This window comes from Rhodoplanes azumiensis (assembly GCF_042682915.1).
In the GTDB taxonomy this organism is placed as follows: domain Bacteria; phylum Pseudomonadota; class Alphaproteobacteria; order Rhizobiales; family Xanthobacteraceae; genus Rhodoplanes; species Rhodoplanes azumiensis.
In genome coordinates, this window is record NZ_JBHUIW010000018.1 from 40,698 (window position 1) to 65,282 (window position 24,585).

The 24,585-nt window shown below is 71.9% G+C and carries 24 protein-coding genes; 19 read left to right on the forward strand and 5 right to left on the reverse strand.

Annotation, left to right across the window (positions count from 1 at the left end; genetic code table 11):
* Nucleotides 1-59 precede the first annotated feature (59 nt).
* The 10 genes from ACFSOX_RS15395 to ACFSOX_RS15440 all read left to right on the forward strand — a co-directional run bounded on the left by ACFSOX_RS15395 (nt 60) and on the right by ACFSOX_RS15440 (nt 11,088).
* Nucleotides 60-1,226, forward strand: a complete 1,167-nt coding sequence (locus tag ACFSOX_RS15395) for a glycosyltransferase (protein WP_378478699.1) — start codon at nt 60-62, stop codon at nt 1,224-1,226.
* A 5-nt stretch (nt 1,227-1,231) separates the two neighbouring features.
* Nucleotides 1,232-3,421 carry a GumC family protein gene (locus ACFSOX_RS15400; protein WP_378478700.1) on the forward strand — a complete coding sequence of 730 codons (2,190 nt, stop codon included), beginning with the start codon at nt 1,232-1,234 and terminating at the stop codon, nt 3,419-3,421.
* Nucleotides 3,421-4,584, forward strand: coding sequence for a glycosyltransferase family 4 protein (locus tag ACFSOX_RS15405; RefSeq protein WP_378478701.1), 1,164 nt, complete (start codon nt 3,421-3,423; stop codon nt 4,582-4,584). The genes ACFSOX_RS15400 and ACFSOX_RS15405 overlap by 1 nt, the downstream gene beginning before the upstream one ends.
* Nucleotides 4,581-6,140 carry a lipid II flippase MurJ gene (locus tag ACFSOX_RS15410; protein ID WP_378478702.1) on the forward strand — a complete coding sequence of 520 codons (1,560 nt, stop codon included), beginning with the start codon at nt 4,581-4,583 and terminating at the stop codon, nt 6,138-6,140. Before ACFSOX_RS15405 ends, ACFSOX_RS15410 begins: the two co-directional genes overlap by 4 nt.
* Nucleotides 6,140-7,162 (forward strand): polysaccharide deacetylase family protein, encoded by a 1,023-nt coding sequence (locus ACFSOX_RS15415; RefSeq protein ID WP_378478703.1) that lies wholly within the window; start codon nt 6,140-6,142, stop codon nt 7,160-7,162. The genes ACFSOX_RS15410 and ACFSOX_RS15415 overlap by 1 nt, the downstream gene beginning before the upstream one ends.
* Nucleotides 7,155-8,390 carry a glycosyltransferase gene (locus ACFSOX_RS15420; protein ID WP_378478704.1) on the forward strand — a complete coding sequence of 412 codons (1,236 nt, stop codon included), beginning with the start codon at nt 7,155-7,157 and terminating at the stop codon, nt 8,388-8,390. The genes ACFSOX_RS15415 and ACFSOX_RS15420 overlap by 8 nt, the downstream gene beginning before the upstream one ends.
* A 163-nt stretch (nt 8,391-8,553) precedes the next feature.
* Nucleotides 8,554-9,705 carry a glycosyltransferase family 4 protein gene (locus ACFSOX_RS15425; protein ID WP_378478705.1) on the forward strand — a complete coding sequence of 384 codons (1,152 nt, stop codon included), beginning with the start codon at nt 8,554-8,556 and terminating at the stop codon, nt 9,703-9,705.
* Nucleotides 9,702-10,118, forward strand: coding sequence for a VanZ family protein (locus ACFSOX_RS15430; RefSeq protein WP_378478706.1), 417 nt, complete (start codon nt 9,702-9,704; stop codon nt 10,116-10,118). Before ACFSOX_RS15425 ends, ACFSOX_RS15430 begins: the two co-directional genes overlap by 4 nt.
* Nucleotides 10,115-10,558 (forward strand): DUF1810 domain-containing protein, encoded by a 444-nt coding sequence (locus ACFSOX_RS15435; RefSeq protein ID WP_378478707.1) that lies wholly within the window; start codon nt 10,115-10,117, stop codon nt 10,556-10,558. Before ACFSOX_RS15430 ends, ACFSOX_RS15435 begins: the two co-directional genes overlap by 4 nt.
* On the forward strand, nt 10,555-11,088 hold the full coding sequence (locus ACFSOX_RS15440; protein WP_378478708.1) for a CBS domain-containing protein: 534 nt from the start codon (nt 10,555-10,557) through the stop codon (nt 11,086-11,088). The genes ACFSOX_RS15435 and ACFSOX_RS15440 overlap by 4 nt, the downstream gene beginning before the upstream one ends.
* A gap of 49 nt (nt 11,089-11,137) precedes the next feature.
* Here ACFSOX_RS15440 and ACFSOX_RS15445 read toward each other — a convergent pair whose 3' ends face one another.
* The 3 genes from ACFSOX_RS15445 to ACFSOX_RS15455 form a co-directional block, all read right to left on the reverse strand.
* Entirely contained in the window at nt 11,138-12,061 is a 924-nt protein-coding gene (locus ACFSOX_RS15445) for a hypothetical protein (RefSeq protein ID WP_378478709.1), read from the reverse strand.
* 1 nt (nt 12,062) lies between these two features.
* Entirely contained in the window at nt 12,063-13,151 is a 1,089-nt protein-coding gene (locus ACFSOX_RS15450) for a glycosyltransferase (protein ID WP_378478710.1), read from the reverse strand.
* A gap of 174 nt (nt 13,152-13,325) precedes the next feature.
* Nucleotides 13,326-13,691 (reverse strand): hypothetical protein, encoded by a 366-nt coding sequence (locus ACFSOX_RS15455; RefSeq protein WP_378478711.1) that lies wholly within the window; start codon nt 13,689-13,691, stop codon nt 13,326-13,328.
* A gap of 322 nt (nt 13,692-14,013) precedes the next feature.
* Here ACFSOX_RS15455 and ACFSOX_RS15460 point away from each other — a divergent pair, with 322 nt between their 5' ends.
* The gene (locus ACFSOX_RS15460; RefSeq protein ID WP_378478712.1) at nt 14,014-14,619 is read left to right on the forward strand and encodes a carboxymuconolactone decarboxylase family protein; all 606 of its coding nucleotides are present in this window, start codon (nt 14,014-14,016) and stop codon (nt 14,617-14,619) included.
* Here the strand turns inward: ACFSOX_RS15460 and ACFSOX_RS15465 are convergent, their stop codons facing one another.
* Complete coding sequence (locus ACFSOX_RS15465; RefSeq protein ID WP_378478713.1) at nt 14,620-15,489, reverse strand: EAL domain-containing protein; 870 nt, start codon at nt 15,487-15,489, stop codon at nt 14,620-14,622. It lies immediately after the preceding gene.
* Nucleotides 15,490-16,075: 586 nt separating this feature from the next.
* Between ACFSOX_RS15465 and ACFSOX_RS15470 the strand changes: the two genes are divergently transcribed.
* The 8 genes from ACFSOX_RS15470 (at nt 16,076) to ACFSOX_RS15505 (ending at nt 23,174) form a co-directional block, all read left to right on the forward strand.
* Nucleotides 16,076-16,573 carry a hypothetical protein gene (locus ACFSOX_RS15470; RefSeq protein WP_378478714.1) on the forward strand — a complete coding sequence of 166 codons (498 nt, stop codon included), beginning with the start codon at nt 16,076-16,078 and terminating at the stop codon, nt 16,571-16,573.
* Between the two features lie 234 nt (nt 16,574-16,807).
* Entirely contained in the window at nt 16,808-17,089 is a 282-nt protein-coding gene (locus ACFSOX_RS15475; RefSeq protein ID WP_111357950.1) for an acyl carrier protein, read from the forward strand.
* A gap of 9 nt (nt 17,090-17,098) precedes the next feature.
* Entirely contained in the window at nt 17,099-17,572 is a 474-nt protein-coding gene (locus tag ACFSOX_RS15480) for a 3-hydroxyacyl-ACP dehydratase FabZ family protein (RefSeq protein WP_378478715.1), read from the forward strand.
* A complete protein-coding gene (locus tag ACFSOX_RS15485; protein ID WP_378478716.1) occupies nt 17,565-18,755 on the forward strand; it encodes a beta-ketoacyl-ACP synthase in 1,191 nt (396 codons plus the stop codon). Before ACFSOX_RS15480 ends, ACFSOX_RS15485 begins: the two co-directional genes overlap by 8 nt.
* Nucleotides 18,756-18,970: 215 nt before the next feature.
* On the forward strand, nt 18,971-20,248 hold the full coding sequence (locus ACFSOX_RS15490) for a beta-ketoacyl-ACP synthase (RefSeq protein ID WP_378478717.1): 1,278 nt from the start codon (nt 18,971-18,973) through the stop codon (nt 20,246-20,248).
* Between the two features lie 151 nt (nt 20,249-20,399).
* On the forward strand, nt 20,400-21,161 hold the full coding sequence (locus ACFSOX_RS15495) for an SDR family oxidoreductase (protein WP_378478718.1): 762 nt from the start codon (nt 20,400-20,402) through the stop codon (nt 21,159-21,161).
* A 46-nt stretch (nt 21,162-21,207) separates the two neighbouring features.
* Nucleotides 21,208-22,230 (forward strand): zinc-binding dehydrogenase, encoded by a 1,023-nt coding sequence (locus ACFSOX_RS15500; protein WP_378478719.1) that lies wholly within the window; start codon nt 21,208-21,210, stop codon nt 22,228-22,230.
* A 5-nt stretch (nt 22,231-22,235) separates the two neighbouring features.
* On the forward strand, nt 22,236-23,174 hold the full coding sequence (locus ACFSOX_RS15505) for a lipid A biosynthesis lauroyl acyltransferase (protein ID WP_378478720.1): 939 nt from the start codon (nt 22,236-22,238) through the stop codon (nt 23,172-23,174).
* 269 nt (nt 23,175-23,443) lie between these two features.
* Here the strand turns inward: ACFSOX_RS15505 and ACFSOX_RS15510 are convergent, their stop codons facing one another.
* Nucleotides 23,444-24,565: a polyamine ABC transporter substrate-binding protein gene (locus ACFSOX_RS15510; RefSeq protein ID WP_378478721.1), complete on the reverse strand. Its 1,122-nt coding sequence runs from the start codon at nt 24,563-24,565 to the stop codon at nt 23,444-23,446.
* Between the last annotated feature and the right edge of the window lie 20 nt (nt 24,566-24,585).

Sequence of the window (24,585 nt, forward strand, 5' to 3'; positions counted from 1 at the left end):
CCGTAAGAGAGGAGCACGCTGAAAGAAGAATTCGAGCAGCGGACCGGTGGAGGCCTCACTTGCGTGTCGCTGTAGTTCATGACTGGCTCTACACGGTCGGCGGTGCCGAGCGGGTGCTGGGGGAGATCCTGCGGTGCTACCCCGGCGCCGACGTGTACACGCTTTTCGATGTGCTCGATCCGGCCGAACGCGCCAAGATCGGCTACGAGACGGCGCATACGAGCTTCATGCAGCGGCTGCCGTTCATCGGCTCGCAGCACCGCACCTATCTGCCGCTGATGCCGCTCGCCATCGAGCAGTTCGACCTGTCCGGCTACGATCTCGTGCTGTCGTCGAGCTATGCGGTGGCCAAGGGCGTGCTGGTCGGCCCCGACCAGGTCCACGTCTCCTACGTCCACTCGCCGATGCGCTACGCCTGGGATCTCCAGCACAGCTATCTGCGCGAGAGCGGCTACGGCCGGGTGAAGAGCGCCGTCGCCCGCATGGTCCTGCACCGCATGCGCCTGTGGGACAGCCGCACGGCGAGCGGACCGGACGCCATGATCGCCAACTCGGCCTTCGTGGCGCGACGCATCCGTCGGGTCTACGGCCGCACCGCCAAGGTGATCTATCCGCCCGTCACCATCGCCAAGCCGCGCCCCGAGGTGCCGCGCGGCAACCACTTCCTCGCGGCGAGCCGGCTGGTGCCCTACAAGAACATCGAGGCCGTGGTGCGGGCCTTCGCGGACCTGCCCGATCTCGAGCTGACGGTCGCCGGCGCCGGTCCCGAGGGCAAGCGGCTGCGCGAGATCGCCACGCCGAACGTGACGTTCGCCGGCTTCGTCAGCGACGAGGAGCTGCGCCGCCTGATGGCCACGGCCCGCGCCTTCGTGTTCGCCGCCGAGGAGGACTTCGGCATCATCATGGTCGAGGCGCTCTCCGAGGGCACGCCCGTGCTGGCGCTCGGTCGCGGCGGCGCCCGCGAGATCGTCTCGGCCGCGGTGCCGAACCGCTCGGGCATGTTCTTCCTGACCCCGTCGCCCGACGACATCGCCGACTGCGTGCGCGCCTTCGTGGTGCAGGAGCAGACCTTCTCGCGTTCGATCTGCCGGCAGCAGGCGCAGCGCTTCTCGGCCGAGCGTTTCCGGGCCGAGTTCCAGGCCTTCGTCGAGAAGGAGCTGGAGACGGCCCGTCGCGCCCGCGACGACGCCACCGGTTCGTTGTTCGCCACCCGCAGTTACGCGTGAGCCAGATGTCGATCGGATCCCTCGCCACCGTCACGGATCTCGCCGGCGCGCCGCGCCGCACCGGCCTGCTGATCCGCCTCTGGCGGCGCCGCGGCATCGCCGCCGGCGTGTTCGTGGCCGTGATGGCCGTCACGGTGCTGGCCCTGCTGGTGCTGCCGGTCAGCTACCTGGCGTCTGGATCCGTGATCGTCGCCGAGCCGGAGCCCGGCGTCCCCAACCAGCCCGCCGCCTGGGCCCAGAAGATCGGCGACCCGGCCGACCTCGAGAGCCAGCTTCTGCTGGTGCGCTCGCCGCGGGTGATGCGCCTCGCCATGGCGCTGCCCGGCGCCTACGACGCGGTTCTGCGCGAGTGCCGCTGGCAGGCCGGTCACGGCCTGCTCGGCGTCCTGATGCCGTCGCGCGGCAAGAGCTGCGACCAGCTCGCCCCCGACAGCGAGGAGCTGATCGAGTACGTGATGGCGCGCTACAAGGTCGGCACCGTCGGCCGCTCGCGGGTGATCACCATCGCCTATCAGTCGCCGCTGCCCGACGTCGCCCAGACGCTGGTCAATGCCCTGGTGACGGCCTTCCTGGACGACCAGAAAGCCGGCCTGTCGTCGAGCCGCGAGGCCGCCGCCGCGTATCTGTGGCAGGAGCTGCGCCAGCTCGACGCCGAGGTGCGCGAGAAGGACGCGGCCATCATGGAGTTCCGCCGGGCCAAAGGCCTGATGCGGGGCGCCGCCGCGCCGATCTCGTCGGAACGCCTCACCAGCATCAACCAGCAGCTCGCCGCCGCCGAGGCCGCGCGGGCCGACGCCGCCGCCCGGCTGAAGGAGATCCGGGCCAGCCAGGCGCGCGGCACCGCCGACGCGCCCGCCGTGCTGGCGAGCCGCTCGGTCGCCGACCTCAAGCAGCAGCTCACCACCGTCTCGGGCCAGCTCGCCAGCATGGCGGTGACGCTCGGCGACCGGCATCCCTCGCTGCGCGCCCTGCAGCGCGAGCGCGACACGCTCGATCAGCGCCTCTCCCAGGAGGTCGCGACCGTCGCGGCGAGCGCCCAGAAGAGCTACGACGCCGCCGACGCGCTGGTCGCCACGTTGAAGCAGCAGGCCGCCACCATCACGGCGGAGGTCGCCGCCGCGACGGCCGACGAGGCTTCGATCGAGAGCATGGTGCGGGCCGCCGACATCAAGCGGCAGAAGTACTCCGAGCTCTACAAGCGGGCGAGCGAGCTGGAGACGGAGCGGCGCGTGATGCAGGGCAGCACCCGCCTGGTCAGCCTCGCCGAGCATCCGACCAAGCCGTTCTTCCCCAAGAAGCTGCCGTTCCTGGCCGCCGGCTTCACGCTGGCGACGCTGCTCGGCCTCGGCGCCGCGCTGCTGCGCGACCGCGCGGACCGCAGCGTGCGGGCCTCCGGCGACCTCGCCACCGTCACGGGGGCGCCGATCTTCGCCGAGCTGCCGCGCGTCGTCGCCCGGACACCGGCCACCCCGGTGCTCGGCATGATGCTGAGCCGCCAGGCGGAGCTGCCGCTCGCCGCCGCGCTCGCCAAGGCGCGCCACGACCCCCACCTTCAGGACGCGCTGCGCAAGCTCTATGCCGGGATCGTGCTGGCCGGCTCCAACGAGCGCTTCCGCACCATCCTGGTCACGTCGTCGGGCCCGAGCGAGGGCAAGACCTTCACGACGCTGGCGCTCGCCGAGCTGGTCGCCGCGACGGGCCGGCGCGTGCTGGTGCTCGAATGCGACATGCGCCGGCCGACCATCGCGGACGCGCTCGATCTCCCCGGCGGCCCGGGCCTCACCGCCGTGCTGACCGGCAAGTTCCCGCTGCGCGAGGCGGTGGTGCGCACCGGCATCCAAAATCTCGACGTCCTCCCGGCCGGCCGCCCGACCGCCGCGTCGACCGAGCTCCTGATGGGCAAGGCGATGCTCGAGGCGCTGCGCTTCGCCGAGACCTATGATCTCGTGCTGATCGACAGCCCGCCCGCCGACGTGCTGATGGACGCCCATGTGCTCGCCAAGCACGTCGACGGCGTGCTGTGCTGCACCCGCTGGGGACGCTCGTCGATCGCCGGCGCCGCCGCCGCCATCGAGCGCCTGCGGGCCGCCGGCGGCCACGTGTTCGGCATGACCATCACGATGGTGAAGCCGGACGACCTGCCCTTCTACGAGGCGAAGCCGGTTCGCTCGGTGGCCTATCTCGGAGCCGGTTGATGGCGGCCCCCCGCGTCCTGTTCGTCAACCACACGAGCGCGATCGCGGGCGCCGAGCTGATCCTGCTCGACGTGGTGCGGGCCTGGCGCGGCGCCACCGCGTTCCTGTTCGAGGACGGGCCGCTCGAAGGCGCCATGCGGGGCCGCGGGCTCGCCGTCGTCAAGTCGCGCTTCGGCCGCGGCCTCTCGGTGGTGAAACGTGACGCCTCGCTGTGGCGCGCGGCGCCGCTCGCCGGCCGCCTCGCCGGCCTGACCGCCGAGATCGTCGGCGCGGCGCGCCGCCACGACGTCATCTACGCCAACTCGCAGAAGGCCTTCGTGCTGGCCGCGCTGGCCGCGGCGGTGACGCGGCGACCGCTGGTCTGGCACCTGCACGACATCGTCGACGGCAGCCATTTCGGCACCGGCCAGCGCCGGCTTCAGGTGGGGCTCGCCAACCGCTTCGCGGCCCGCGTCATCGTGCCCTCGGCACCCGCGGCGGAGGCCTTCGTGGCCGCCGGGGGGCGCGAAAACCTGGTCGAGGTGGTGCCGAACGGCGTCGACGTGACCCGCGATCCGCGATCGCGTGAGAACCTGCGGCGCGATCTCGGCCTGCCGGACGGTGCCCTGATCGGCGTGTTCAGCCGGCTCGCCCCGTGGAAGGGCCAGCACGTCGCGATCGAGGCGCTGGCGGCCGAACCGCTCGCGGCGGAGCCGACGGCGACGCTGGTGATCGCCGGCGACGCGCTGTTCGGCGAGCAGGACTACGCCGCGGAGCTGCGCGCCCAGGCGGACCGGCTCGGCGTCGCCGACCGCGTGAGGTTTCTCGGTCACCGCGCCGACGTGCCGTTGCTGATGCAGGCCGTCGACGTGATGGTGCATCCCTCCGTCGCGCCGGAGCCGTTCGGCCGCACCCTGGTCGAGGCGATGGCGTCGCGTGTGCCCGTGATCGCGACCGCGGCCGGTGCGGCGCCCGACATCCTCGACCACGGTGCCTGCGGCACGCTGGTGCCGCCCGGCGACCCGGCCGCCCTCGCGGTCGCGCTCCGCACCGCGCTCGCGCGCCCCGCGAATCTCACCGACCAGCTCGACCGCGCCGAGGCGCGGGCCCGGGCGCAATACGGCGTCGCCGCCATGCAGGCGGCGGTCGCCGCCGTGATCGCCCGGGTGGCGATCGCCCGATGACGGCCGTGGTGACCGAGGGGGAGAGCGCGCGCGGGACGACGCGATCGACGCGCCGCCTCGTCGCCGTCCTGATGGGCGGCGCCCTGGTGAGCAAGCTGCTCGGCTTCGCCCGCGAGCTGATGATGGCGCAGGTGCTCGGCGCCTCGCTGATCGCCGACGGCTTTCGCGGCGCCATGACGGCGATCCTGCTGCCGCTCGCCTTCCTGCAGAACGAGAGCGTGCCGGCGATCATGATCCCGGGCCAACGCGACGCCCTGGCCCGCGGCGACGCCCCGGTGCGGCTCGCCTCGCTCACCACGGCGCTGACCCTGATGGCGCTCGTGCTGACGATCGCGGTCGAGGCGGCCGGTGCCTGGTGGATCGACGCCGTGGTCGGCGGCTTCGTGCCGGAAGGCCGCGAGACGACGCTCGCCTTCGTGCGCATCATGGCGCTCGGCATGCCGGCCTCGGTGGCGCTCAACTGCCTGGCCGCCGGGGAGATCGCGCTCGGCCGCTCGCGCATCACCAATCTGCGGGCCGGACTGCTGAACGTCTGCGTCATGCTCGGGCTCGCGCTGCTGATGCTCACCGGCCGGGTCGACGTGCTGGCCTGGGCCTTCACGCTGTCGTTCAACGCGCTCGCCGCCTGGGGGGTCTGGACGCTGTGGCGCGAGGGTCAGCTCAGCTTCGCCGGCGCGCGGCCGTCGCTGGTGCTCGCGAGCGGCGCCGATTTCCTGCGCCGGCTGCGGCCGCTGCTCGCCCTGCCCTTCGCCGAGCAGCTCAACGTCTGGATCGAGCGCCTGCTCACCTCGCGGCTCGGCACCGGCACGGTCGCCTCGCTCGACTACGCCCGCACCTTGACCGACAGCGCGACCCTGCTGATCAGCCAGCCGGTCGGCCTCGGCGTGCTGTCGTCCCACCCGCCCGAGGACGACCGTGCCCGCATCGAGCGGATCGCCGCCCCGGTGCTGGCGCTGGCGCTGCCGGCGTCCATGTTCGTCGTCGTGTTCGCGCCCGAGATCGTGCGGCTGGTGTTCTTCCGCGGCGCCTTCACGGAGCAGGCCGTCGCGCTCACCAGCCAGGCCCTGCAGGGCATCGCGGCCGGCCTGTGGGCCTCGACGCTCGGCTGGATTCTCCTGCGCACGCTCAACAGCACCGGCCGCAACCTGCACGCCGCCCTGATCCTGATCGCCGCCTACGCGCTCAACATGGTGTTCAATCTGGCGACCGCGTCGCTGCAGCAGAGCTCGGGCGTCGGTGTGCTGATCATCGGGACGGGCGAGGCGGTGCGCAGCCTGGTGCTGCTCGGCGGCACGCTGCTCGCGCTCTCCTGTCGGCGCCGCATCGCGGTGCTGATCCTGATCGCCGCCGGCCCGGCGCTGGCGATGCTCGGCGCCGGACTTATGATCCGCGCGGAGATCACCGGCCTGCTGCCGCGCCTCACCGCCGGCGGCGGGGCCTGCGCGGCCGCCGTCGCGGTGGCCGCTCTCCTGCTGATGCCGGCGACCTGCCGGGCCGTCGCCGTCCAAATCCGCGACCGAATCCGCGACCGCATTTTCAGTGCAGGGAGATCCTGATGGTCACGAGCTCCGCCGCATCCCCCGTGCGACGGCCCGGCGCCGAGATGCTGGTGCGCCCGGTGGGCGCCGCCGTCGACGCCGTGCTCGGCACGCGCGGCTGCTTGTTCACGTTCCACCGCGCCGCCCCGCCGGCCCTCTGGGAGCGCCTGCCCAATCGCGAGTTCTATCTCGACCTCGACTTTCTCGACCGGCTGCTCGGCTATCTCGCCGCGACCGGCTGGTCGGTGGTTACGATCGCGGAGGCGCTCCGCCGCACGGCGCGCGGAGAACCCGGCGACCGCTTCGTCAACTTCTCGGTCGACGACTGCTATCGCGACACCTACGAGGCCGTGATCCCGCTGTTCCGCCGCCACGGCGTGCCGGTGACGCTGTTCGTCACCACCGGCATCCCGGACGGCACCCTGCCGCTGGTCTTCGCCGGGCTCGAGGACGTCCTCCTGAACAACGACCGCGTCGTGGTCGACGGCGAGACGATCGCGGTCGCGACGCCCGAGGCGCGGCGGGCCGCCTACGCGCGCATCGCCGCCGCCTGGGACGCCGACGCGCCGGCGCAACACTACGTGACCTTCTGCGCCGAGAACGGCGTCGACGCGACCGCGATGCACTGGACGCACGCGATGTCGTGGGAGATGCTGGAGGCGGTGCGCGACGATCCGTTGGTCGAGATCGGCGGCCACACGGTGTCGCACGCCCGCATCTCGCGCCTGCCGGCCTCGCAGGCCTTCGCCGAGATCGCCGGCTGCCGCGACCGCCTGCGCGAGCGGCTGGGCGTCGCCTGCGACCACTTCGCCTTTCCGTATGGACGCTCCGGCGACTGCGGCCCGCGCGACTTCGACCTCGTCAAGGAGGCGGGCTTCACGAGCGGCGCCACCACCCGCAAGGGCCTGGTACGGCGCGGCCAGGACGCCTATCGGCTGCCGCGCGTCACGCTCGGCGGCGCGCAGCGCCATCTGGCACTCGCCGAGCTGCATCTCACCGGCGTCAGCAGCCTCGCCGCCAGGGTTCTGGGCCGTGTCTGAGGGGCGCCCGCTGCGGATCCTCTCGATCGCCCATCCGGCGGTCAGCCGCGCGGTCGGGCGGCGGCGCTATACGCCCTTCGCGGCGCGCCGCGATCTCGACGTGCATCTCGTGGTGCCGGCGACCTGGCACCAGTTCGGCCGCGACACGGCGGCCGACCCGCCGCCCGATCCCGGCGTGACCCTGCACGTGATGCCGATCCGGCTGAAGAAAGCCGGGCCGATGGGCTGGTACCTGCATTTCTATCCCGGCCTGCGCGAGCTGATCAGGACGCTCGCGCCCGACGTGATCCATCTCTGGGAGGAGCCGTGGAGCGTCGTCGCGCTGCAGGCGTCGCTTCTCAAGGGCGACGCCGCGCTGGTGCTGGAGGTCGACCAGAACATCCTCAAGAGGTTGCCGCCGCCGTTCGAGAGCATCCGCAGACATGTTCTGAGACAGACCACGCATCTGCTCTCGCGCAGCCCGGACGCGACCATGGTCTGCCGCGCCCGCGGCTATGCGGGGCCGGTGACGCCGATCGGCTACGGGGTCGACCCGACGGTCTTCCGGCCCGACCCCGCCGCGGACCGGCGCACGACGACGTCGTCGCGCGCGACGCCGCTGCGGCTCGGCTATGTCGGCCGGCTGGTCGTCGAGAAGGGGCTCGACGATGCGCTCGACGCCATGGCGCGGGCGACGGCCCCCTGCACGCTCTCGATCCTGGGCGAAGGTCCGCACGAGCCGAAGCTGCGCGACAGAATCGTGGCGCTCGGTCTCGCCGACCGGGTCGACATCCGCGGCTGGGGTACGCCCGACGCGGTCGCCGCGTTCATGCGCAGCCTCGATGCTCTGATCCTCCTGACCCGCACGACACACGCGGTCCGCGAGCAGTTCGGCCGGGTGATCGTCGAGGCGCAGAGCTGCGGCGTGCCGGTGATCGGCTCGACCTGCGGGGCGATCCCGGACGTGATCGGCCGCGGCGGCTGGGTGATCCCGGAGAGCGATCCCGCAGCGCTCGCCGCCCTGATCGAGCGGCTCGCGGCCGACCCCGGCGCTCTCGCGAGAACGGGTGAGGCGGGGCGGGAGAACGTGCTGACGCGGTTCACCTACGAGGCCGTGGCCGAGGCGCTCGCGGTGGCGTGGCAGGCGGCGGCGCGAGACACACGATCGCGTGAAAACTTGCATAAAAATGGAAGTGTCACGAAAACGAAGGTATCACCTTCACCGGTCGGCAACGATCGGGCGATCTGATCGGGGCGAGCCGAACGAAGAACCTGACGACGAGAGAGCAGCGGCGCTCCCGCGCCGACGAAACCAACCGGACCTCGGATCGCCGCCACCGCGCTTTGCACGACGACGGCGGTCGTGTCACCGAAGCAAGCGCCCCGAGATGCGGGAGCCGAGACCCACACCCATGACCTTCGAAATCGTCCAGATCGTGCAGGAGCTGAGCTCGGTCGGCGGGGTCGAGAGCGTCGCGCTCGAACTCACCGGCGTCTTCGGTCGCGCCGGCGTGCCGAATTCCGTGATCGCCTCGACGATCGGCAAGGCGCCCGACCGCCGCACCATGATCGAGCGCGTCGCACCGTGGCTCGCCCGCATCCCCACCCGCGGCGCGCTGCGTCACGTCGGCCGCTTCGTCGTCGTGCCGCTGTTCACCCTCGCGGCGACCGCCGCGGCCCGCCGTCATCCCGGCGCCGTCGTGATCAGCCACGGCGACAGCCTGCGCGGTGACGTGCTGGTGGTACACGCCGTCAACGCCGAGAACATCGCCGAGAAGCGCCGCGCCGGACAGTGGCGCTGGATGCTCAACCCGACCCATCTGTGGGTCGCGCTGCGCGATCGCGTCATGATCGGCGGCCTCCGCTACAAGATGTTCGTCGCGGTGTCGTCGCGCGTCGCCGACGAGCTGCAGCGCTATTACGGCGTGCCGGCCTCGCGCATCCGCATCATCCCGAACGGCATCGACCTGCACCGTTTCCGTCCCGATCCGGCGGCCGGCGCCCGCATCCGCGCCGAGCTCGGCGTCCCGGCGACGGCGAAGCTCGTGCTGTTCATCGGCAACGAGTTCGACCGCAAGGGCCTCGCTCATGCGATCGGCGCCGTGGATCTGCTCGACGACGATACCTGGCTGGTCGTCGTCGGCTCGGAGAGCCCGGCGCCGTGGCGCCGGCGGGCCCGGCGCTGCGGAAACCGCCTGGTGTTCGCGGGCTCGCGCCACGACGTCGAGGCATTCTACGCCGCCGCCGACGCGTTCGTGTTTCCAACCTCCTACGAGACCTTCTCGCTGGTCTGCATGGAGGCGATGGCGTGCGAGGTGCCGGTGCTCGCCACCCCGGTCGGCGGCATCGAGGACTATCTGAGGGACGACGTGAACGGCTATCGCATCTCGCCCGACCCGGCCGAGATCGCCGCGAAGCTGCGCCGGGTGCTCGACGACCCCGAGCTGCACGCGCGGCTGCGGCGCGGCGCCCGCGCCACAGCCGAGCGTTACGGCTGGGACTTGGTCGGTGCCGCCTATATCGCGCTCGCCGCAGAGCTGAGCGGCGCGGCGACGGCACAATGACCCCCTTCGTCGTGGAGCCCGACCGGGCGTGGCTCGTCGGCGTTCTGGAAACCCTCGGGCGCACCGGCGCGGCGGCGACCGGCTTCGCCATCGTCGTCCTTTCGGTGGTGCCGCCCGGGCTGCGGCCCGTGGTGTCGTCGCAGGGCGTCGAGCACGGTGCGATCTTCCTCCTGTTCGGGCTCGCCTTCGGGCTCGCCGTGCCGCGCCGCCTGGTCGTTCAGGCGACCGCGGCGCTCGTGTTCACGGGCGCCGCCGAGGTGATCCAGATGCTGGTGCCCGGCCGCCACGCGCGCTGGTCGGACTTCGTCGTCGACTCCCTCGGGGTGCTCGCCGGCCTCGCGATCGCGGCCGCGATCCACCGCGTCGCGGTCCGGCTCGCCCGGCCGTCGCCCAGCTCCGCCCCGTCCGCATGACCGACGATCCGCACGACCTCGCCCGCTTCGTCGCGGCTCAGGATGCGGTGTTCGACACGGCGCTCGCCGAGCTGACCGCGGGGCGCAAGCGCAGCCATTGGATGTGGTTCGTGTTTCCGCAGCATCGCGGGCTCGGCCGCTCGCCGACCGCGCAGCTCTACGGCATCGGCTCCCTCGCCGAGGCGCGCGCCTATCTGGCGCATCCGCTGCTGGGGAAAAGGCTCGTCGCCGCGACGAAAACCGTGCTCGGCGCGCCGGCCCCCTCCCTGCACGCGATCTTCGGTTCGCCCGACGATCTGAAGTTCCGCTCGTCGATGACGCTGTTCGAACGCGCCGCGCCGGGCACGCCGGTGTTCGCCCACGCGCTCGACCGTTGGTGCGGCGGCGAACGCGATGCGCTCACCCTCGACCTGATCGGATCGGAGACGACGCGACAATGAGCGCCGGGGTCGATCTCGATCGTCCGTTCCGCACCATGCGGCGCCTCGTCGCGCTGCGCGCCGCCGCCGTGCCCACGCTCCCGGCGGACGCGAGCTTGGCCGAGGCGGCCCGCCTGCTCGGCCGGCGCGGTGTCACGGCCGCGGCGGTGACGCGCGGCGACGCGCTCGCCGGCGTCGTCTCGCACCGGAGCATCGCGGCGGCGGCGGCGCGCCTGCCCGAAGCGACTCCGCAGTCGCTCACGACCGGCGCATGCACAGAGGCCGTGCCGGTGGTCGGCCTCGACACCGCGGTGCCGGAGGCGCTCGCGCAGCTCGCCTCCGGGGCGGCCGACCACATCGGATCCGAGCACGCCGCACCCGCCCCCGCAGCCCCGGACCACGTCGCCGTGGTCGATCCGGAGGGCCGCGTCGTCGATCTCCTGTCGCGCGCCGACCTGCTCGCCGAGCTCGTCTGGCACCAGGGCGAGGTGATCCGCGAGATGCGGCTGCAGGAGCGGCTGATGCATCTGCAGGGCGTCTACAGCTGCTGAGCGCCGGGCGCGCACCGCGTCGTCGATGCGGCAGGATCGACGACGGCGCTCAGCGCAGCTCGCGCAGGTCGCGCACCACGGTGCGGCGGACCGCCAGCGCGTCGCGGCGGGCGGCGCGAACGCCGTTCAGGAAGGTCGCGGCATTGTGGCGGCCGCCGGTGCCGAGCAACGAGCGCAGCGCGAGCTCGACCGTCAACCGCAGCCGCTCGACGGCGAGATCGAGATGGCTCGGCGCTACGCCACCGACCGCCGCGGCGGCGCGGCGCGCCTCGGCGAGCTGCTCCAGCCGGCGATAGAGCCCATAACCGACGTCGAAGCCGGTCCGCCGCTCCGGCAGGAGCCGGGCATGACGGGCGTGACGCGTGACGCCGACCGTGGTCCGGCCGCGGCGGCGGAGCTGATCGAGCGCGAGCAGGAAGCTGACGGCGTCGCCGCCCTCGCCGGTGGTGTCGAGACCGATCTGGCGCAGCGTCACGGTGCGGCCCCAGAACACCGCGCCGAGCAGGCTGCGGGCGCGGATCACGCCGCGCAGCCACGAGACGAGCGACGGCTCGTGCGGGCGGTCGGCGACCGCGAGATCGGCGCCGGTGCCCTCGGTCGCGATCTTCACCACGCGCGGCACGAGATCGACCCCGGCGATCGAGTCGGCGTAGAGGATCACATGGTCGCGCAGGATCGCCAGCCAGGCGGCATCGAGGACGACGCCCTCGGAGGTCGCCACCACGATGTCGACCTCGGCGGCCAGCACCGCGACCGCATCGGCGAGCAGATCGGACTCGGCCGCCGCGACGATGCCGGCCGAGGCCGCGGCGGCGACCGCCGCGAAGGCGTGCTCGCGGCCTTTCGGCACGGCCAGCACGGCGCGGGTCGGCGGGTGTCGCCACGCCCGCGTCGCCGCCAGCGTCGCCGCGGCGAGCCGCGGATCGCCGCGGCCGATCACGATCACGCCGAAGGTGGGGTCGATCGCGCTCATCTCAGGCGAGCCGCCGAAACGCGTCGACGAACACGCGCGCCACCGCCTCCGGGGCGGCGCGGTCGATCGCCTCCTCGATGCCCTCGAAGGAGAACGGCCGGTTGGTCCAGGCTTCCGTCATCACGTTGACGGCCATCGCGAGGTGATAGGCGCTGTCCGCCGGGAACAGGACGCCACGCCGTCCGTAGTCGACGAGCTCGGCGAGCGTGCCCGTGTCCGGGACGACGACGCTCTTGCGGGCGGCGAGCGCCGCCAGCACGGCCGCACTCGCGCGGTCGTCGGGGCACGGGACGACCAGCACGTCGATGTCGCGCACGAAGCCGGCGGGATCGTCGGTGTCGACGACGGTCGCGCCGGGCGGCAGATCGCCCCGCCGGGCGAGCGCCACGGGGGCGACGTGCAGCCGGAAGAGATCGCTGTGGCCGGTGAGCGCGACGGCCCGGCTCATCAGCGCGAGAGTCTCGGGCGACGCCTCCGGATCGAAGACGCCGAGCACCGGCACGCTGCGCCGGACGCGCCCCTCGGCCGCCGCGGCGAGCGGCACCCGGGCGGCGACGGGCGGCGCCACCAGCGAGAAGCGGGCGCGGGCGAAGAAGCCATGCCGGAAGTGCCGGCCCATGTCGGCCCGGTTGGAGCCGACGACCGCGGCCACGTGGCGCGAGGCGCGCCGGGCCGGCCAAGCGGCGAGGCCGCGGCCGCGGTGGACGAGATCGCCGAGGCCGCGCGGTCGACCGGCCGGCGTCTCCGCGACGGTCCCGACCGACGAGACGAAATGGACGAGCGGCCGCGCGGCACGCGCCGCCTCGCCCCACACCGGTCCGAGATCGGCCGTCGCCCCGAAGGTCTGCACGATCGCGGCGCCCTCCTGGGCGACGATCAGGGCGAGCCGATCGACGTGATTGCGATAGGTGACGAGACCCGGCAACTCCGCCGGCACGTCGTCGAAGCGGCGCCCGGGCGCGAGATCGAGATCGATCACGACCGGCGTGATGCCGGCCTCGGCGAGCGCCGCCAGGAAGGCGCGCGATCGATACGGCCGAAACGTCGTCGTCGCGGCTGCCGGACCGGCGAACACCAGGGCGGCCTTCATGGTCTGTCCTGCTGCTCCGTCCTCGCGCCCACGGGCGCACGGTGCGCATCCGAAACGCGCGCCCTGCCCCCTTGCTTCGGTCTATATCACGGGCCGCGCCGGCTTGGCACCCGCGCCGGCTCGGCACGTCCCCGCCGAGAAACCGTCCTCGGACCGCGGGCCGCGGGGCCGCGGTCAGGCCGCGTCGGAAAAGACGAAGCCGCCGCGCGGGCCGGCGCGAAAGCGGCCGCGGCCGCTGTGCTGCAGCGGCCCGGCGACGGTGCCGAGCTCGACCGAGAAGCCGCAGTCGTAGTCGCCGTCGGGGCGGCGCGCGCAGTCTTGCTTGCGGAAGCCGCGAACCTCGAACAGCGCCGTGCCGGCACGGCGGATGCGGTCGACGCCGACCGTGCCCTCGGTCTCGGCGACGAAGTCGACGACGGCGCGGACCTGATTCGACAGGGTGGTCGTGACGGCGCGGCGCATGGCGTCCTCGCTCGGCTCGCCGATGCCGTTGAGCACCGCCGTCACCCACACGACGATCGCGATCACGGCGGCGCCCATCACCTGTTCCCCTGTGCCACACCCACGGAAGGCACCATGGCACAAAGGCTTTTCGTCCCGGTTCAGGCGCTGCGGACAATTTTAACGACCGGCGCGGCGCGCGGCAGAGCAGGCATCGGCCGCGGCCGCGACGTTGTCAGGTGCGACGGAATCGGCCAATGCTTGTCGGTTCGGCGATGTCCCGCCGCGCCGTCCGGAGATCCCCATGCCCCGTCCGTCTCGTCCCGCCGCGCCCGGTCCCGCCGCGGCCCGCGTCGTGCGAAGACCCGCAGCCGCGCGCAAGCCGGCCGCGCGAAGCAAGGCCGCGCCCGAGAAAGCGACGGTGAAGAAAACCGCGTCGAACAAGACCGCCCTGCCCGCCTATCGCCTGCCCGATCTCGACGAGGCGACGCTGACGCCGGCCCAGGCGGAGCTGCTCGCCGCCATGCGGGCGGGGCCGCGCGGCGCCGGGCTGAACCTGCGCGGGCCGTTCGGCGTGTTCATGCACGCCCCGGCCTTCGGGACGCTCGCCCAGGCGCTCGGTGCCCACTGCCGGTTCGGCACGTCGATCCCGCCGCGGCTGTCGGAGTTCGCGATCCTGGTCACGGCGCGGCTGTGGAAGGCTCACTACGAATGGCACGTCCACGCACCGATCGCCGCCAAGGCCGGCGTGACGCCTTCGACCATCGCCGACCTGAAGGCCGGCCGGGCGCCGGCCCGCGCGCCCGCCGACGAGAAGGCCGTCCACGCCTTCGTCACCGAGCTCTACGCCAAGAAGCGCGTCTCCGACCGCACCTATGCGCGTGTCCACACGCTGTTCGGCGACGCCGGCATGGTCGAGCTGGCCGGCATCCTCGGCTATTACGCGCTGGTGGCGATGACGCTCGACGTGTTCCGCGTGCCGGTGCCGGAGGGCGAGCCGCTGCCGTTCAGGGAGCCTGCGATCTGATCAGCCCGCGGCGGCGACCTGGGGGCTCGCGGCGTCGCCGCTCGCAGCCGGTGCCGAGGGGCGCGCGGTGCGTTGCTGGAGGAGGCCGAGGAAGCGGTCCTTCGGCATCGGCGGGGCGAGCAGCACGCCCTGGCCGTAGTCGCACCCCATGATCTGGAGCGCCTGCAGGTCGGCGACGCTCTCGATGCCCTCGGCGACCGCGACGCTGCCGAAGCGGTGCGCGAGGTCGATCGCGGTCTGGCAGATCGCCGCGTTGGTCGCGTCGGTGGCGCAGTCCTTGACGAAGCTGTGGTTCAGCTTCAGCTCGGCGAAGGCGAGCTCACGCAGGCTCGAGAAGGACGAGTAGCCGGCGCCGAAGTCGTCGATCGACACCATGATGTTCGAATCACGCAGCGCCTCGGCGATCGTCTGGGCGCGGCGTATGTCGCGGACGATCTGATCCTCGGTGACCTCGACCATCAGGCCCGGCCAGTCGGCGGCGTCGGGGCGATGCGCCGCGACGATCTCGGCGATCGGCAGGCGGCCCAGCACATGCACGGGCACGTTGATGGCGAGCCGCAGGTTGAAGCCGGCGGCGCGGAACACCGACCAGTCGGCGAGTGCCGAGATCAGCGCGTATTCGGACAGGTCGAGCAGGCTGTCCTCGTCGATGCCGGGCAGGAAGCGTCCGGGCAGCAGCACGCCCAGCTCGGGATGGCGGATACGGGCGAGCGCCTCGGCGCCGGCCAGGCATTTCTTCCGGAGGTCGATCTTGGGCTGGTACCACAGCTCCAGCCAGGTCTCGCGCAGCGCCTCGGCGACCCCGACCTTGCCGGTCGGCGTCCGCCCGCCCGCGTCGTGGATTCCCGTCTCGCTCGGCTGGCTCGTCATCGTCCCCCCGGTTGGACACGCCCGATCGCAATCCCGGAGTCTCACCGAATAGACCAAGTCCCTTAACCAAAGGTGTCGGGCCGCCCCGCCAAAACGCGCCGTCCGGGCCGCTGGTTCGGCTCGGCCGCCGCCGGCGCCGGCACGACGCATCGCGGTGCCGGTCGGCTCGACGACGCGCTCGACCTCGATCGTGCCGGCCCGCCGGATCCGGGCCGCGGCCGGCCCGGCGAGACACACGAGCGCGGTCGGGACCGTGACGGTCGCCGCATCGGAGAAGCCTGCCGTGCGGCGACCTGTGCCGGGGAACAGCGCCGCGGACCATGATCGCAACGGTGTTGACGCAGGCTTGACGCGATCCTGCGGGACGGCGCGTGGCCACGGCGCGGGTCGCGGTGCTAAAATTCGATGCAGGAGTCGGGTGCACGACACGGCGCGGGTCGGATGCCCGTGGTAACGTGCGCTCAGCATGCAGGATCGGACCAGCATGGCGGGCGGACCCACACGGGGACGAATCGGAGGCGACGGGCGACGGTCCGCCGGCCCCGAGCCGCATCCGGACGACGCGTCCGACGCCGCGGGCGGACGGGTGATCCGTTTCGTTCCACGCCCTCGCGCCCCGACCGGCCGGGGCAGCCGCCGGTCCGTCGCGTCCGACACCCCGCCGGTCGCGTGGCCGACCGCCGAGGTCGTCCGCCCCGATTTCGTCCATCACCAGCCGCCGCGCCGCGACCTGGTCCATGGCGGTCCGGCCAATGACGGCGCGGTCCATGACGGCGCGGTCCATGGCGGTCCGGGCCATGGCGGTCCGGTCCGCGACAATCCGGTCGACGACGGCCCCGCCCTGGGTGCCGACGCGGCCGGCCACGCCGCCGACACGCCGGCGGACGACTACCGCGACCGCATGGTGGCCAATCTGGCGGGGCTCGCCGTGCTGGCGATACTGATCGCCGGCGGCCTGTGGATCGCCGTGACCATGGCGGACCAGCGCAAGAGCCAGGACTGCGTGCTGTCCGGCCGGCCGGCCTGCACGCCGATCCCGGTCCAGGTGCAAGTGCCTGCCCCGAAGCTGCCGCCCGGCCCGTGAGGGCGGCGGCGCGAAGGGCCCCGAAACGGGCTTTCGGCGAACCGGACCGTCGGTTCGATTCGATCGGCCCGGCAAGGCATTGCGACCCAGCGGGGGACAGCCGGCGGCGCGCATTGCGCTCCCGCGGGGTTCTGGCTATACGGACCGGAACGAAAGAGCGACCCATCGCCGCCGTATTGGGGGGCATGCGCACGCGCGTGCCGGGCAGGATTCACGGCATTCAGAGAGTCACCGATGTCCTCGACGTTCGATACCGTCGCCAATATCATCTCGGAAACATGTGATATTCCGCGCGAGAAGATCACGCCGGAAAGCCACGCCATCGACGATCTCGGCATCGACAGCCTCGACTTCCTCGACATCGCCTTCGCGATCGACAAGGCCTTCGGGATCAAGCTGCCGCTCGAGCAGTGGACCCAGGAGGTCAACGACGGCAAGGCGACCACCGAGCAGTACTTCGTGCTCGGCAACCTGTGCACCCGGATCGACCAGCTCGTCGCCGCCAAGGGCGCCTGAGCGCCCCCGATGCGTCTCGAGTACTTCCAGCTCATCGACCGGATCGTCGCCCTCGATCTCGACGCGCGCACGATCGAGATGCAGGCGCAGGTGCCCGAGACGAGCACCATCTTCGAAGGCCACTTCCCCGGCCATCCGCTGATGCCCGGGGTGCTGCTGATCGAGGCCATGGCGCAGACCTGCGGCTGGCTCTTGATCGGGCTCAACGGCTTCACGCGCATGCCCTTCCTGGCCGCCGTCAAGGAGGCCAAGCTGCGCTCCTTCGTGACCCCCGGGCAGGCGCTGACGATCGCCGGCCGCCTCGCGCACGACGGCTCCGGCTTCGCCATGACGCATGCGCGTGTGACGGTCGACGGCAAGGCGGTGTGCGAGGCCGACATCACGTTCCGCATCGTGCCGTTCCCGCACCCGGACTTTCGGACCAACATGGAAGCGGTGGCGCGGCGCATCGGCTACCCCCTGGAGGCCAACGCCCATGGCTGACGCGACCCGCGAGGCCTGGATCACCGGCATCGGGCTCGTCTCCTGTCTCGGCGAAGGCGACGCGGCGCATTGGCAGGCGTTCGACGCCGCCGCGCCCGTCTACGACGAGACCACCTTCGCGCCCTATGTGGTGCACCCGCTCGCCCTGCCCTCCTTCGACGCGCAGATCCCCAAGAAGGGCGACCAGCGCCAGATGGAGCAGTGGCAGCGCACCGGCACCTATGCGGCCGGCCTCGCGCTCGACGCGGCCGGGCTGAAGGGCAAGGCCGACGTGCTCGGCCGCATGGACATGATCGTCGCGGCCGGCGGCGGCGAGCGCGACTGGGCCGTCGACAGCGCCATCGTCTCGGGGCTCGCCGGCGCCGAGAACCCGGGCGCCTATCTCAACGAGCGGCTCACCAGCGACCTGCGGCCGACCCTGTTCCTGGCTCAGCTCTCCAACCTGCTCGCCGGCAACATCTCGATCGTGCACGGCGTCACCGGCTCGTCGCGCACCTTCATGGGCGAGGAAGGCTCCGGCATCGAGGCGGTGCGCATCGCGCAGGCCCGCATCGCCTCGGGCCAGAGCGACGTGACGCTGGTCGGCGGCTCGCAGAACGGCGAGCGCAAGGATCTGCTGATGCTGTTCGAGTTCGGCGGCCATGCACTCAAGAGCCCGTTCCGCACGGTGTGGGACCGCTCCGAGCAGCCCGGCTTCGCCACCGGCTCGCTCGGCGCCTTCCTGGTGATCGAGGCGAAGGCCCATGCGCAGGCCCGCGGGGCGCGGCCGCTGGCGCGGCTCGCGGCGGTGGTCAGCGACCGCGCCAAGCGCGACGCTCCGGGCGCCGTGACGGCGTCGCTCGACCGGCTGTGGAACCGCCTGCCCGCCGTCACGGCGGATCGCGCCGCCGTGCTGTCGGGCGCGACCGGCGCGGCCGACGCGACCGCGCAGGAGCGCGCCGCGCTCGCAGCGCGCGGCCTGCCGGTGCGGGCCACGGGGAGCATCGCCGGCCATTCGATCGAGCCGCAATTCGCCTTCAACATCGCGCTCGCCGCGCTCGCGCTCGACCACGGCCGGCTGTTCCCGCCGTGCGATACCACGGGCTTCGAGCTGCCCGCGAGCGGGCCGCTCGACCAGGTGGTGGTGACCGGCGTCGGCCACTGGCGCGGCGAAGGCCTCGCCCTGGTCGAGGCGGTGCGGTAGGAACGAGACAGAGGGCGGAGTTCCCCTTTCTTCACCTCCCCCTGGAGGGGGGAGGTCGACCGGCCACAGGCCGGTCGGGAGGGGGTGAACAGGCGAAGCCTGCACCTTGCGGCTTCACCCCACCCCGGAGCGCGCTGCCGCGCGCCCCGACCCTCCCCCTCCAGGGGAGGGTGCAGGCCCCCTCCAGGGGGAGGGTGCAGGAAAGGAGACCCGACATGGCAGTGCGCGACAAGGCCGGCCGCCCCGTGGTGGTGGTGACGGGCATGGGGATCGTCACCTCGCTCGGCGCCGGCAAGGACGAGAACTGGGGCAAGCTCGTCGCCGGCCGGTCGGGCATCCGCACCATCACCCGCTTTGCGACCGACGGGCTGAAGACCCGCATCGCCGGCTGCGTCGACTTCGTGGCCTGCGAGCCGTTCAGCGCGCCGCTGCTCTCGGAGCGGCTCGCCGAGCTCGCCGTCGACGAGGCGATCGTCCAGTCCGGCATCGGCACGCCGGGGAATTTCCCGGGGCCGCTGTTCCTCGGGGTGGCGCCGGTCGAGATCGAGTGGCCGCAGCGCCTCGAGCTCGCCGCCGCCGCGGGCGCGAGCGGCAACGCCACCTACGACGACATGCTGCGCGCCGCGGCGACCGGCCGGTTCAAGGCGCATCACGAGCGCTTCCAGTTCGCCTCGGTGGCCGATCATCTCGCCGAGCGGTTCGGCACGCAGGGCATGCCGATCTCGCTGTCGACCGCCTGTGCCACCGGCGCCAGCGCCATCCAGCTCGGCGTCGAGGCGATCCGCCGCGGCGAGACCGACGCGGCGCTGTGCGTCGGCACCGACGGCTCGGTCAACACCGAGAGCCTGGTGCGCTTCTCGCTCCTCTCGGCGCTGACCACCGCCAACGACGTCCCCGAGGAGGCTGCCAAGCCCTTCTCCAAGAACCGCGACGGTTTCGTCATGGCCGAGGGCGCCGGCGCCCTGGTGCTCGAGAGCTACGAGTCGGCGACGGCGCGCGGCGCGAAAATCCTCGGCGTGGTCGAGGGCTGCGGCGAGCTGTCGGACTCGTTCCACCGCACCCGCACGAGCCCGGACGGCAAGCCGATCATCGGCTGCATGAACCAGGCGATCGCCGACGCCGGGCTGACCATCGCCGACATCGACTACATCAACGCGCACGGCACCTCGACGCCCGAGAACGACAAGATGGAGTGCCTCGGCGTCACCGCGGTGTTCGGCGAGCGCGCGCCTCTCGTGCCGATCTCCTCCAACAAGTCGATGGTCGGCCACACCCTGTCGGCGGCCGGCGCCGTCGAGGCGGTATTCACGGTCATGACGCTGATGAACCAGCGCCTCCCGCCGACCATCAACCACCAGATCCCGGATCCGGCGATCCCGCTCGACGTGGTGCCGAACGTCGCCCGCGACGCCAAGCTCGCGCACGCGCTGTCCAACTCGTTCGGCTTCGGCGGCCAGAACGTCACGCTCGTGATGGGCCTGGAGCCGGCGTGATGACGGATGCCTCTTCGCGGTCATTCCGGGGCGCCGGGCAGCGGCGAGCCCGGACTCCAGCGACCCGCTCGGAAGCCGTGGCTGGTTTCCGGGTCCGCGCGGTCGGGCACGCGGCCCGGAATGACGCCGGAATGGCTCGACGGGAGTCGCGATGACCACCTCCTGCGGACACGTTCTCGTCACCGGCGGCGGGCGCGGGCTCGGCGCCGCGATCGTGCGGGCCGTCGTCGCGGCCGGCCACGACGTCACCTTCACGGTGCGCTCGGCGACCGCCGAGGCCGAGGCGCTGATCGCCGAGCTGAGAGCCGCCGCGCCGGAGCGCAAGGTCGCGTTCGAGACGCTCGACCTGTCGGATCGCGACGCCGTCGAGGCGTTCGCGAAGACGCTCGAGGAGACGCCGACCTTCGCCGGCTTCGTGCACAATGCCGGGCAGAGCTACGACGCGCTCGCCATGATGCTCGACCAGGCCAAGGCCGAGGCCGTGATGCAGGTGAACGTCTGGTCGTTCACCCGCCTGGTCGGCGCCCTGACCCGGCCGATGATGCGCGCCAAGAGCGGGCGCATCGTCGCCATCGGCTCGATCACGGCCCTGCAGGCCAACCAGGGCAACGCCGCCTATGCGGCCTCGAAGGCCGCCCTGCTCGGCTATGTCCGCACGCTGGCGATCGAGACGGCGCGCACCGGCGTCACCGTCAACTACGTCGCGCCCGGCTTCATCGACACCGCCATGATGGTTCCTTACGAGAAGTACCGGGCCCAGATGGAAGGCCAGATCCCGGCGCGTCGCTTCGCCCGGCCCGACGAGATCGCCGCCGTGGTGTCGTTCCTCCTGTCGCCCGCCGCCTCCTACGTCACCGGCGCCGTGCTGCCGGTCGACGGCGGTCTCTCGGCCGCCATCGGTGTCCATCGCTGATCTTTGCCGCGCCCCCGGCACGAACCGTCTCCAGAGGTTTCCTCACATGCGCGCCCTGATGTTGCTCGGCGACAAACAGCTCGAGCTGACCGAAATCGATCCGCCGCCGCCACCGGCGGCCGGCGAGGTGCAGGTGCGGGTCAAGGCCGTCGCGCTGAACTATCTCGACGTCTGGGGCTTTCGCGGGATGGCCTTCGCCAAGCGCAAGATGCCGCTCGTGGTCGGCGTCGAGGCGTCGGGCGAGATCGCCGCGGTCGGCGCCGACGTGACCGGCTTCACGCCGGGCCAGGGCGTCGTGATGTACGGCGCGCTCACCTGCGGCACCTGCAAGGCCTGCCGGGCCGGCCGTGACAATCTATGCGAGAACGTCGGCGGCATCATGGGCTTCCATGTCGACGGCTTCGCCCGCGAGCTGATCAACCTGCCGGCCCGGCTCGTGATCCCGGTGCCGGCCGGAGTCTCCCACACCGACGCCGCCTGCGCGCCGATCGGCTTCGCCACCGTGCAGCACATGCTGTTCGACAACGCCAAGCTCGAGCCCGGCGAGACCGTGCTGGTGCATGCCGGCGGCTCCGGCATCGGCACGGCCGCGATCCTGATGGCCAAGCAGATCGGCTGCACCGTGATCACGACGGTGGGCGACGACGCCAAGGCCGAGAAGGCCAAGGCGCTCGGCGCCGACCACGTGATCAACTACAAGACCGACCGCTTCGAGGGCGTCACCCGCAAGCTGACGCAGAAGAAGGGCGTCGACGTGGTGTTCGAGCATGTCGGCGCCGACACGTTCAACGGCTCGCTCCTGTGCCTCAAGCGCGGCGGCCGCCTGGTCACCTGCGGCGCCACCTCCGGCCCCACCGTGACGTTCAACCTGATGCAGCTGTTCCAGCAGCAGTACCGCATCATCGGCTCGTTCGGCGCGACGATGAAGAACATCGCCGAGTCGCTCGACAAGATGGCGGCCGGGCTGAAGCCGGTGATCGACACGACCGTGCCGCTCGCCGCGTTCGAGCGCGGGCTCGAACGGCTCGCCGGCCGCCAGGTGTTCGGCAAGGTGGTGGTGACGTTCTAGGTCCGATGTCCCACCTCGAGATCAAGCTGAAATTCTGGATCTGGCACACCGGCCTCGTGCTCAAGCGCGGCCTCGATCGCGTGCTGCGCGCCACTATCCGTCCGCTGATCGGCCTGTTGCGCCGGCTCGACCGCATCTCGGCGAGCGACAAGGCCGGTGCCGTGATGCGGCGCATCGGCCCGCTGTTGCGCGAGCACAGGATCGGCCGCGCCAACCTGAAGGCCGCGTTCCCGGAGAAGTCCGACGCCGAGATCGAGCGGATTCTCTCCGGTGTGTGGGACAATCTCGGCCGCGTCGCCGTCGAGGTGATCAATCTCGACCGCATCGCCGCGCAGGGTGCGCGCGGCGAGCGGCAGTTCATCACCTACGGCGAGCGCGAGCTGAAGAGGTTCGAGGCGCTGCGCGACGCGGAAAAGCCCGCCGTCATCTTCACGGCGCATCTCGCCAATTGGGAGCTGCCCGCCGTCGTCGCCGGCATCGAGGGGCTGCGCTCGATGGCGCTGTTCCGCCGGCCCAACATGTCGTCGATCGCCGACGTGCTGATCGAGATGCGGGAGCCCTTGATGGGCACGCTGGTGCCGTCCGGCTTCGGCGCGCCGATGCGACTCGCGCGCGGCCTCGAGACCGGCCATCACGTCGGCATGCTGGTCGACCAGCACGACTCCAAGGGCGTCGAGGTGACGTTCTTCGGCCGTCCCTGCCGGGTGAGCCCGCTGATCGCCATGCTGGCGCGCGAGTACGAGTGCCCGATCCACGGCGTGCGCATCATCCGCCTGCCGGAGGGGCGGTTCACGGGCGAGATCACCGACGCGGTGGCGCCGGTGCGCGACGCCGACGGCCGCATCGACATCCAGGGCACCATGCAGGCGATCACCGACGTGGTCGAGACGTGGGTGCGCGATCACCCCGAGCAGTGGCTGTGGCTGCATCGCCGCTGGCGGTGAGACCCGGCGTCAGTCCGCGGCGGCGCACTCGGGTCGGCGCTTCGCGCCGACCGATCACAGGCTCCGCGCCGAACCCGAAATCCGGAGAAGACTCCGCAGCCCGCCACTGGAGTCCGGGTTCGCGGCTTCGCCGCGCCCCGGGTTGACCGTGGCAATCAGGTCCACCCGCACTCGGTGCGGCCGAACCGGCCGCCGCCGTGGGCGTCGACCCAGTGCTCCACCCCGAAGCCGTCGCGCGCTGCGAGCCCCCCCGGGATCGGTCACACCGCTCACCGCCCGGTCTTGACCCGGGTCCACAGGCGGTTCATCAGCCGCGTCGTCTTGGCGTCGCGCGCCTTGTTGGTGTAGAGCCGCGACATCACGGCGGCATCCGGATAGATGCTCTTGTCCTCGAGCACCGCCTTGTCGATCAGCGGCTGGCTGGCGAGGTTGCCGTTGGCGTAGGACACGGCGCCGGCGTTCTTGGCCGCCACGTCGGGTCGCATCAGATAGTCGATGAAGGCATGCGCCTCGGCGACATGCTCGGCGTCCTTCGGGATGGCGAGCTGGTCGAAGAACATCTGCGCGCCCTCCTTGGGAATCGCGTAGCCGACCGTGACGCCGTTCTTCGCCTCGGCGGCGCGCTTCTTCGCCTGCATGATGTCGCCGGAGAAGCCGACGACCAGGCAGATCTCGCCGCTCGCCAGCGCGTTGAGATACTCGGACGAATGAAACTTGCGCACCGACGGGCGGACCTTGGTCAGCACCTCGGCGGCGCGCTCCAGATCCTTCGGGTCGGCCGAGTTGGGGTCGAGCCCGAGCCAGTGCAGCGCCGCCGGCATGATGTCGTCGGCCGAATCGAGCATGTGGACGCCGCAGCCCTTGAAGCGGGCGAGGCTCTCCGGCTTGAACACGATGTCCCAAGAGTCGATCGTCGCATCGGATCCCAAAATTTCGCGCGCCTTGGCGACGTTGTAGCCGATGCCGACCGTGCCCCAGAGATAGTTCACCGAGTAGCGGTTGCCGGGATCGTGGGTGGCGACGCGGGCCTCGATCTCGGGCCAGGCGTTCTTCAGGTTCGGCAGCTTCGCCTTGTCGAGCGGCACGAACACGCCGGCCTTGATCTGCCGTTCGAGGAAGAAGGCGCTCGGCACCACCACGTCGTAGCCGGACTTGCCGGCCAAGAGCTTGGTCTCCAGCGTGTCGTTGGAATCGAACGTGTCGTAGCGGACTTTTATGCCGGTCTCGCGCGAGAACGCCTCGACCACGTCGGGGGCGATGTAGTCCGACCAGTTGTAGACGTTGACGACGCGCTCCTGGGCGACCCCCGGCCCCGCCACCACGAGGGCGACGGGCGCGAGCAACGCGCCGGTGAGGAGGACGGGGCGGACGGCGGCGAAGGCGGGGCGCATCTCGATCACCTCGCGGTCGA

Excerpts from the sequence above, each read along its gene's own strand:
- ACFSOX_RS15400 (WP_378478700.1), top strand. The coding sequence starts at position 1,232 with ATGTCGATCGGATCCCTCGCCACCGTCACGGATCTCGCCGGCGCGCCG.
- ACFSOX_RS15405 (WP_378478701.1), top strand. The coding sequence starts at position 3,421 with ATGGCGGCCCCCCGCGTCCTGTTCGTCAACCACACGAGCGCGATCGCG.
- ACFSOX_RS15410 (WP_378478702.1), top strand. The coding sequence starts at position 4,581 with ATGACGGCCGTGGTGACCGAGGGGGAGAGCGCGCGCGGGACGACGCGA.
- ACFSOX_RS15415 (WP_378478703.1), top strand. The coding sequence starts at position 6,140 with ATGGTCACGAGCTCCGCCGCATCCCCCGTGCGACGGCCCGGCGCCGAG.
- ACFSOX_RS15425 (WP_378478705.1), top strand. The coding sequence starts at position 8,554 with ATGACCTTCGAAATCGTCCAGATCGTGCAGGAGCTGAGCTCGGTCGGC.
- ACFSOX_RS15430 (WP_378478706.1), top strand. The coding sequence starts at position 9,702 with ATGACCCCCTTCGTCGTGGAGCCCGACCGGGCGTGGCTCGTCGGCGTT.
- ACFSOX_RS15435 (WP_378478707.1), top strand. The coding sequence starts at position 10,115 with ATGACCGACGATCCGCACGACCTCGCCCGCTTCGTCGCGGCTCAGGAT.
- ACFSOX_RS15440 (WP_378478708.1), top strand. The coding sequence starts at position 10,555 with ATGAGCGCCGGGGTCGATCTCGATCGTCCGTTCCGCACCATGCGGCGC.
- ACFSOX_RS15445 (WP_378478709.1), bottom strand. The coding sequence starts at position 12,061 with ATGAGCGCGATCGACCCCACCTTCGGCGTGATCGTGATCGGCCGCGGC.
- ACFSOX_RS15450 (WP_378478710.1), bottom strand. The coding sequence starts at position 13,151 with ATGAAGGCCGCCCTGGTGTTCGCCGGTCCGGCAGCCGCGACGACGACG.
- ACFSOX_RS15455 (WP_378478711.1), bottom strand. The coding sequence starts at position 13,691 with ATGGGCGCCGCCGTGATCGCGATCGTCGTGTGGGTGACGGCGGTGCTC.
- ACFSOX_RS15465 (WP_378478713.1), bottom strand. The coding sequence starts at position 15,489 with ATGACGAGCCAGCCGAGCGAGACGGGAATCCACGACGCGGGCGGGCGG.
- ACFSOX_RS15475 (WP_111357950.1), top strand. The coding sequence starts at position 16,808 with ATGTCCTCGACGTTCGATACCGTCGCCAATATCATCTCGGAAACATGT.
- ACFSOX_RS15480 (WP_378478715.1), top strand. The coding sequence starts at position 17,099 with ATGCGTCTCGAGTACTTCCAGCTCATCGACCGGATCGTCGCCCTCGAT.
- ACFSOX_RS15485 (WP_378478716.1), top strand. The coding sequence starts at position 17,565 with ATGGCTGACGCGACCCGCGAGGCCTGGATCACCGGCATCGGGCTCGTC.
- ACFSOX_RS15490 (WP_378478717.1), top strand. The coding sequence starts at position 18,971 with ATGGCAGTGCGCGACAAGGCCGGCCGCCCCGTGGTGGTGGTGACGGGC.
- ACFSOX_RS15495 (WP_378478718.1), top strand. The coding sequence starts at position 20,400 with ATGACCACCTCCTGCGGACACGTTCTCGTCACCGGCGGCGGGCGCGGG.
- ACFSOX_RS15500 (WP_378478719.1), top strand. The coding sequence starts at position 21,208 with ATGCGCGCCCTGATGTTGCTCGGCGACAAACAGCTCGAGCTGACCGAA.
- ACFSOX_RS15505 (WP_378478720.1), top strand. The coding sequence starts at position 22,236 with ATGTCCCACCTCGAGATCAAGCTGAAATTCTGGATCTGGCACACCGGC.
- ACFSOX_RS15510 (WP_378478721.1), bottom strand. The coding sequence starts at position 24,565 with ATGCGCCCCGCCTTCGCCGCCGTCCGCCCCGTCCTCCTCACCGGCGCG.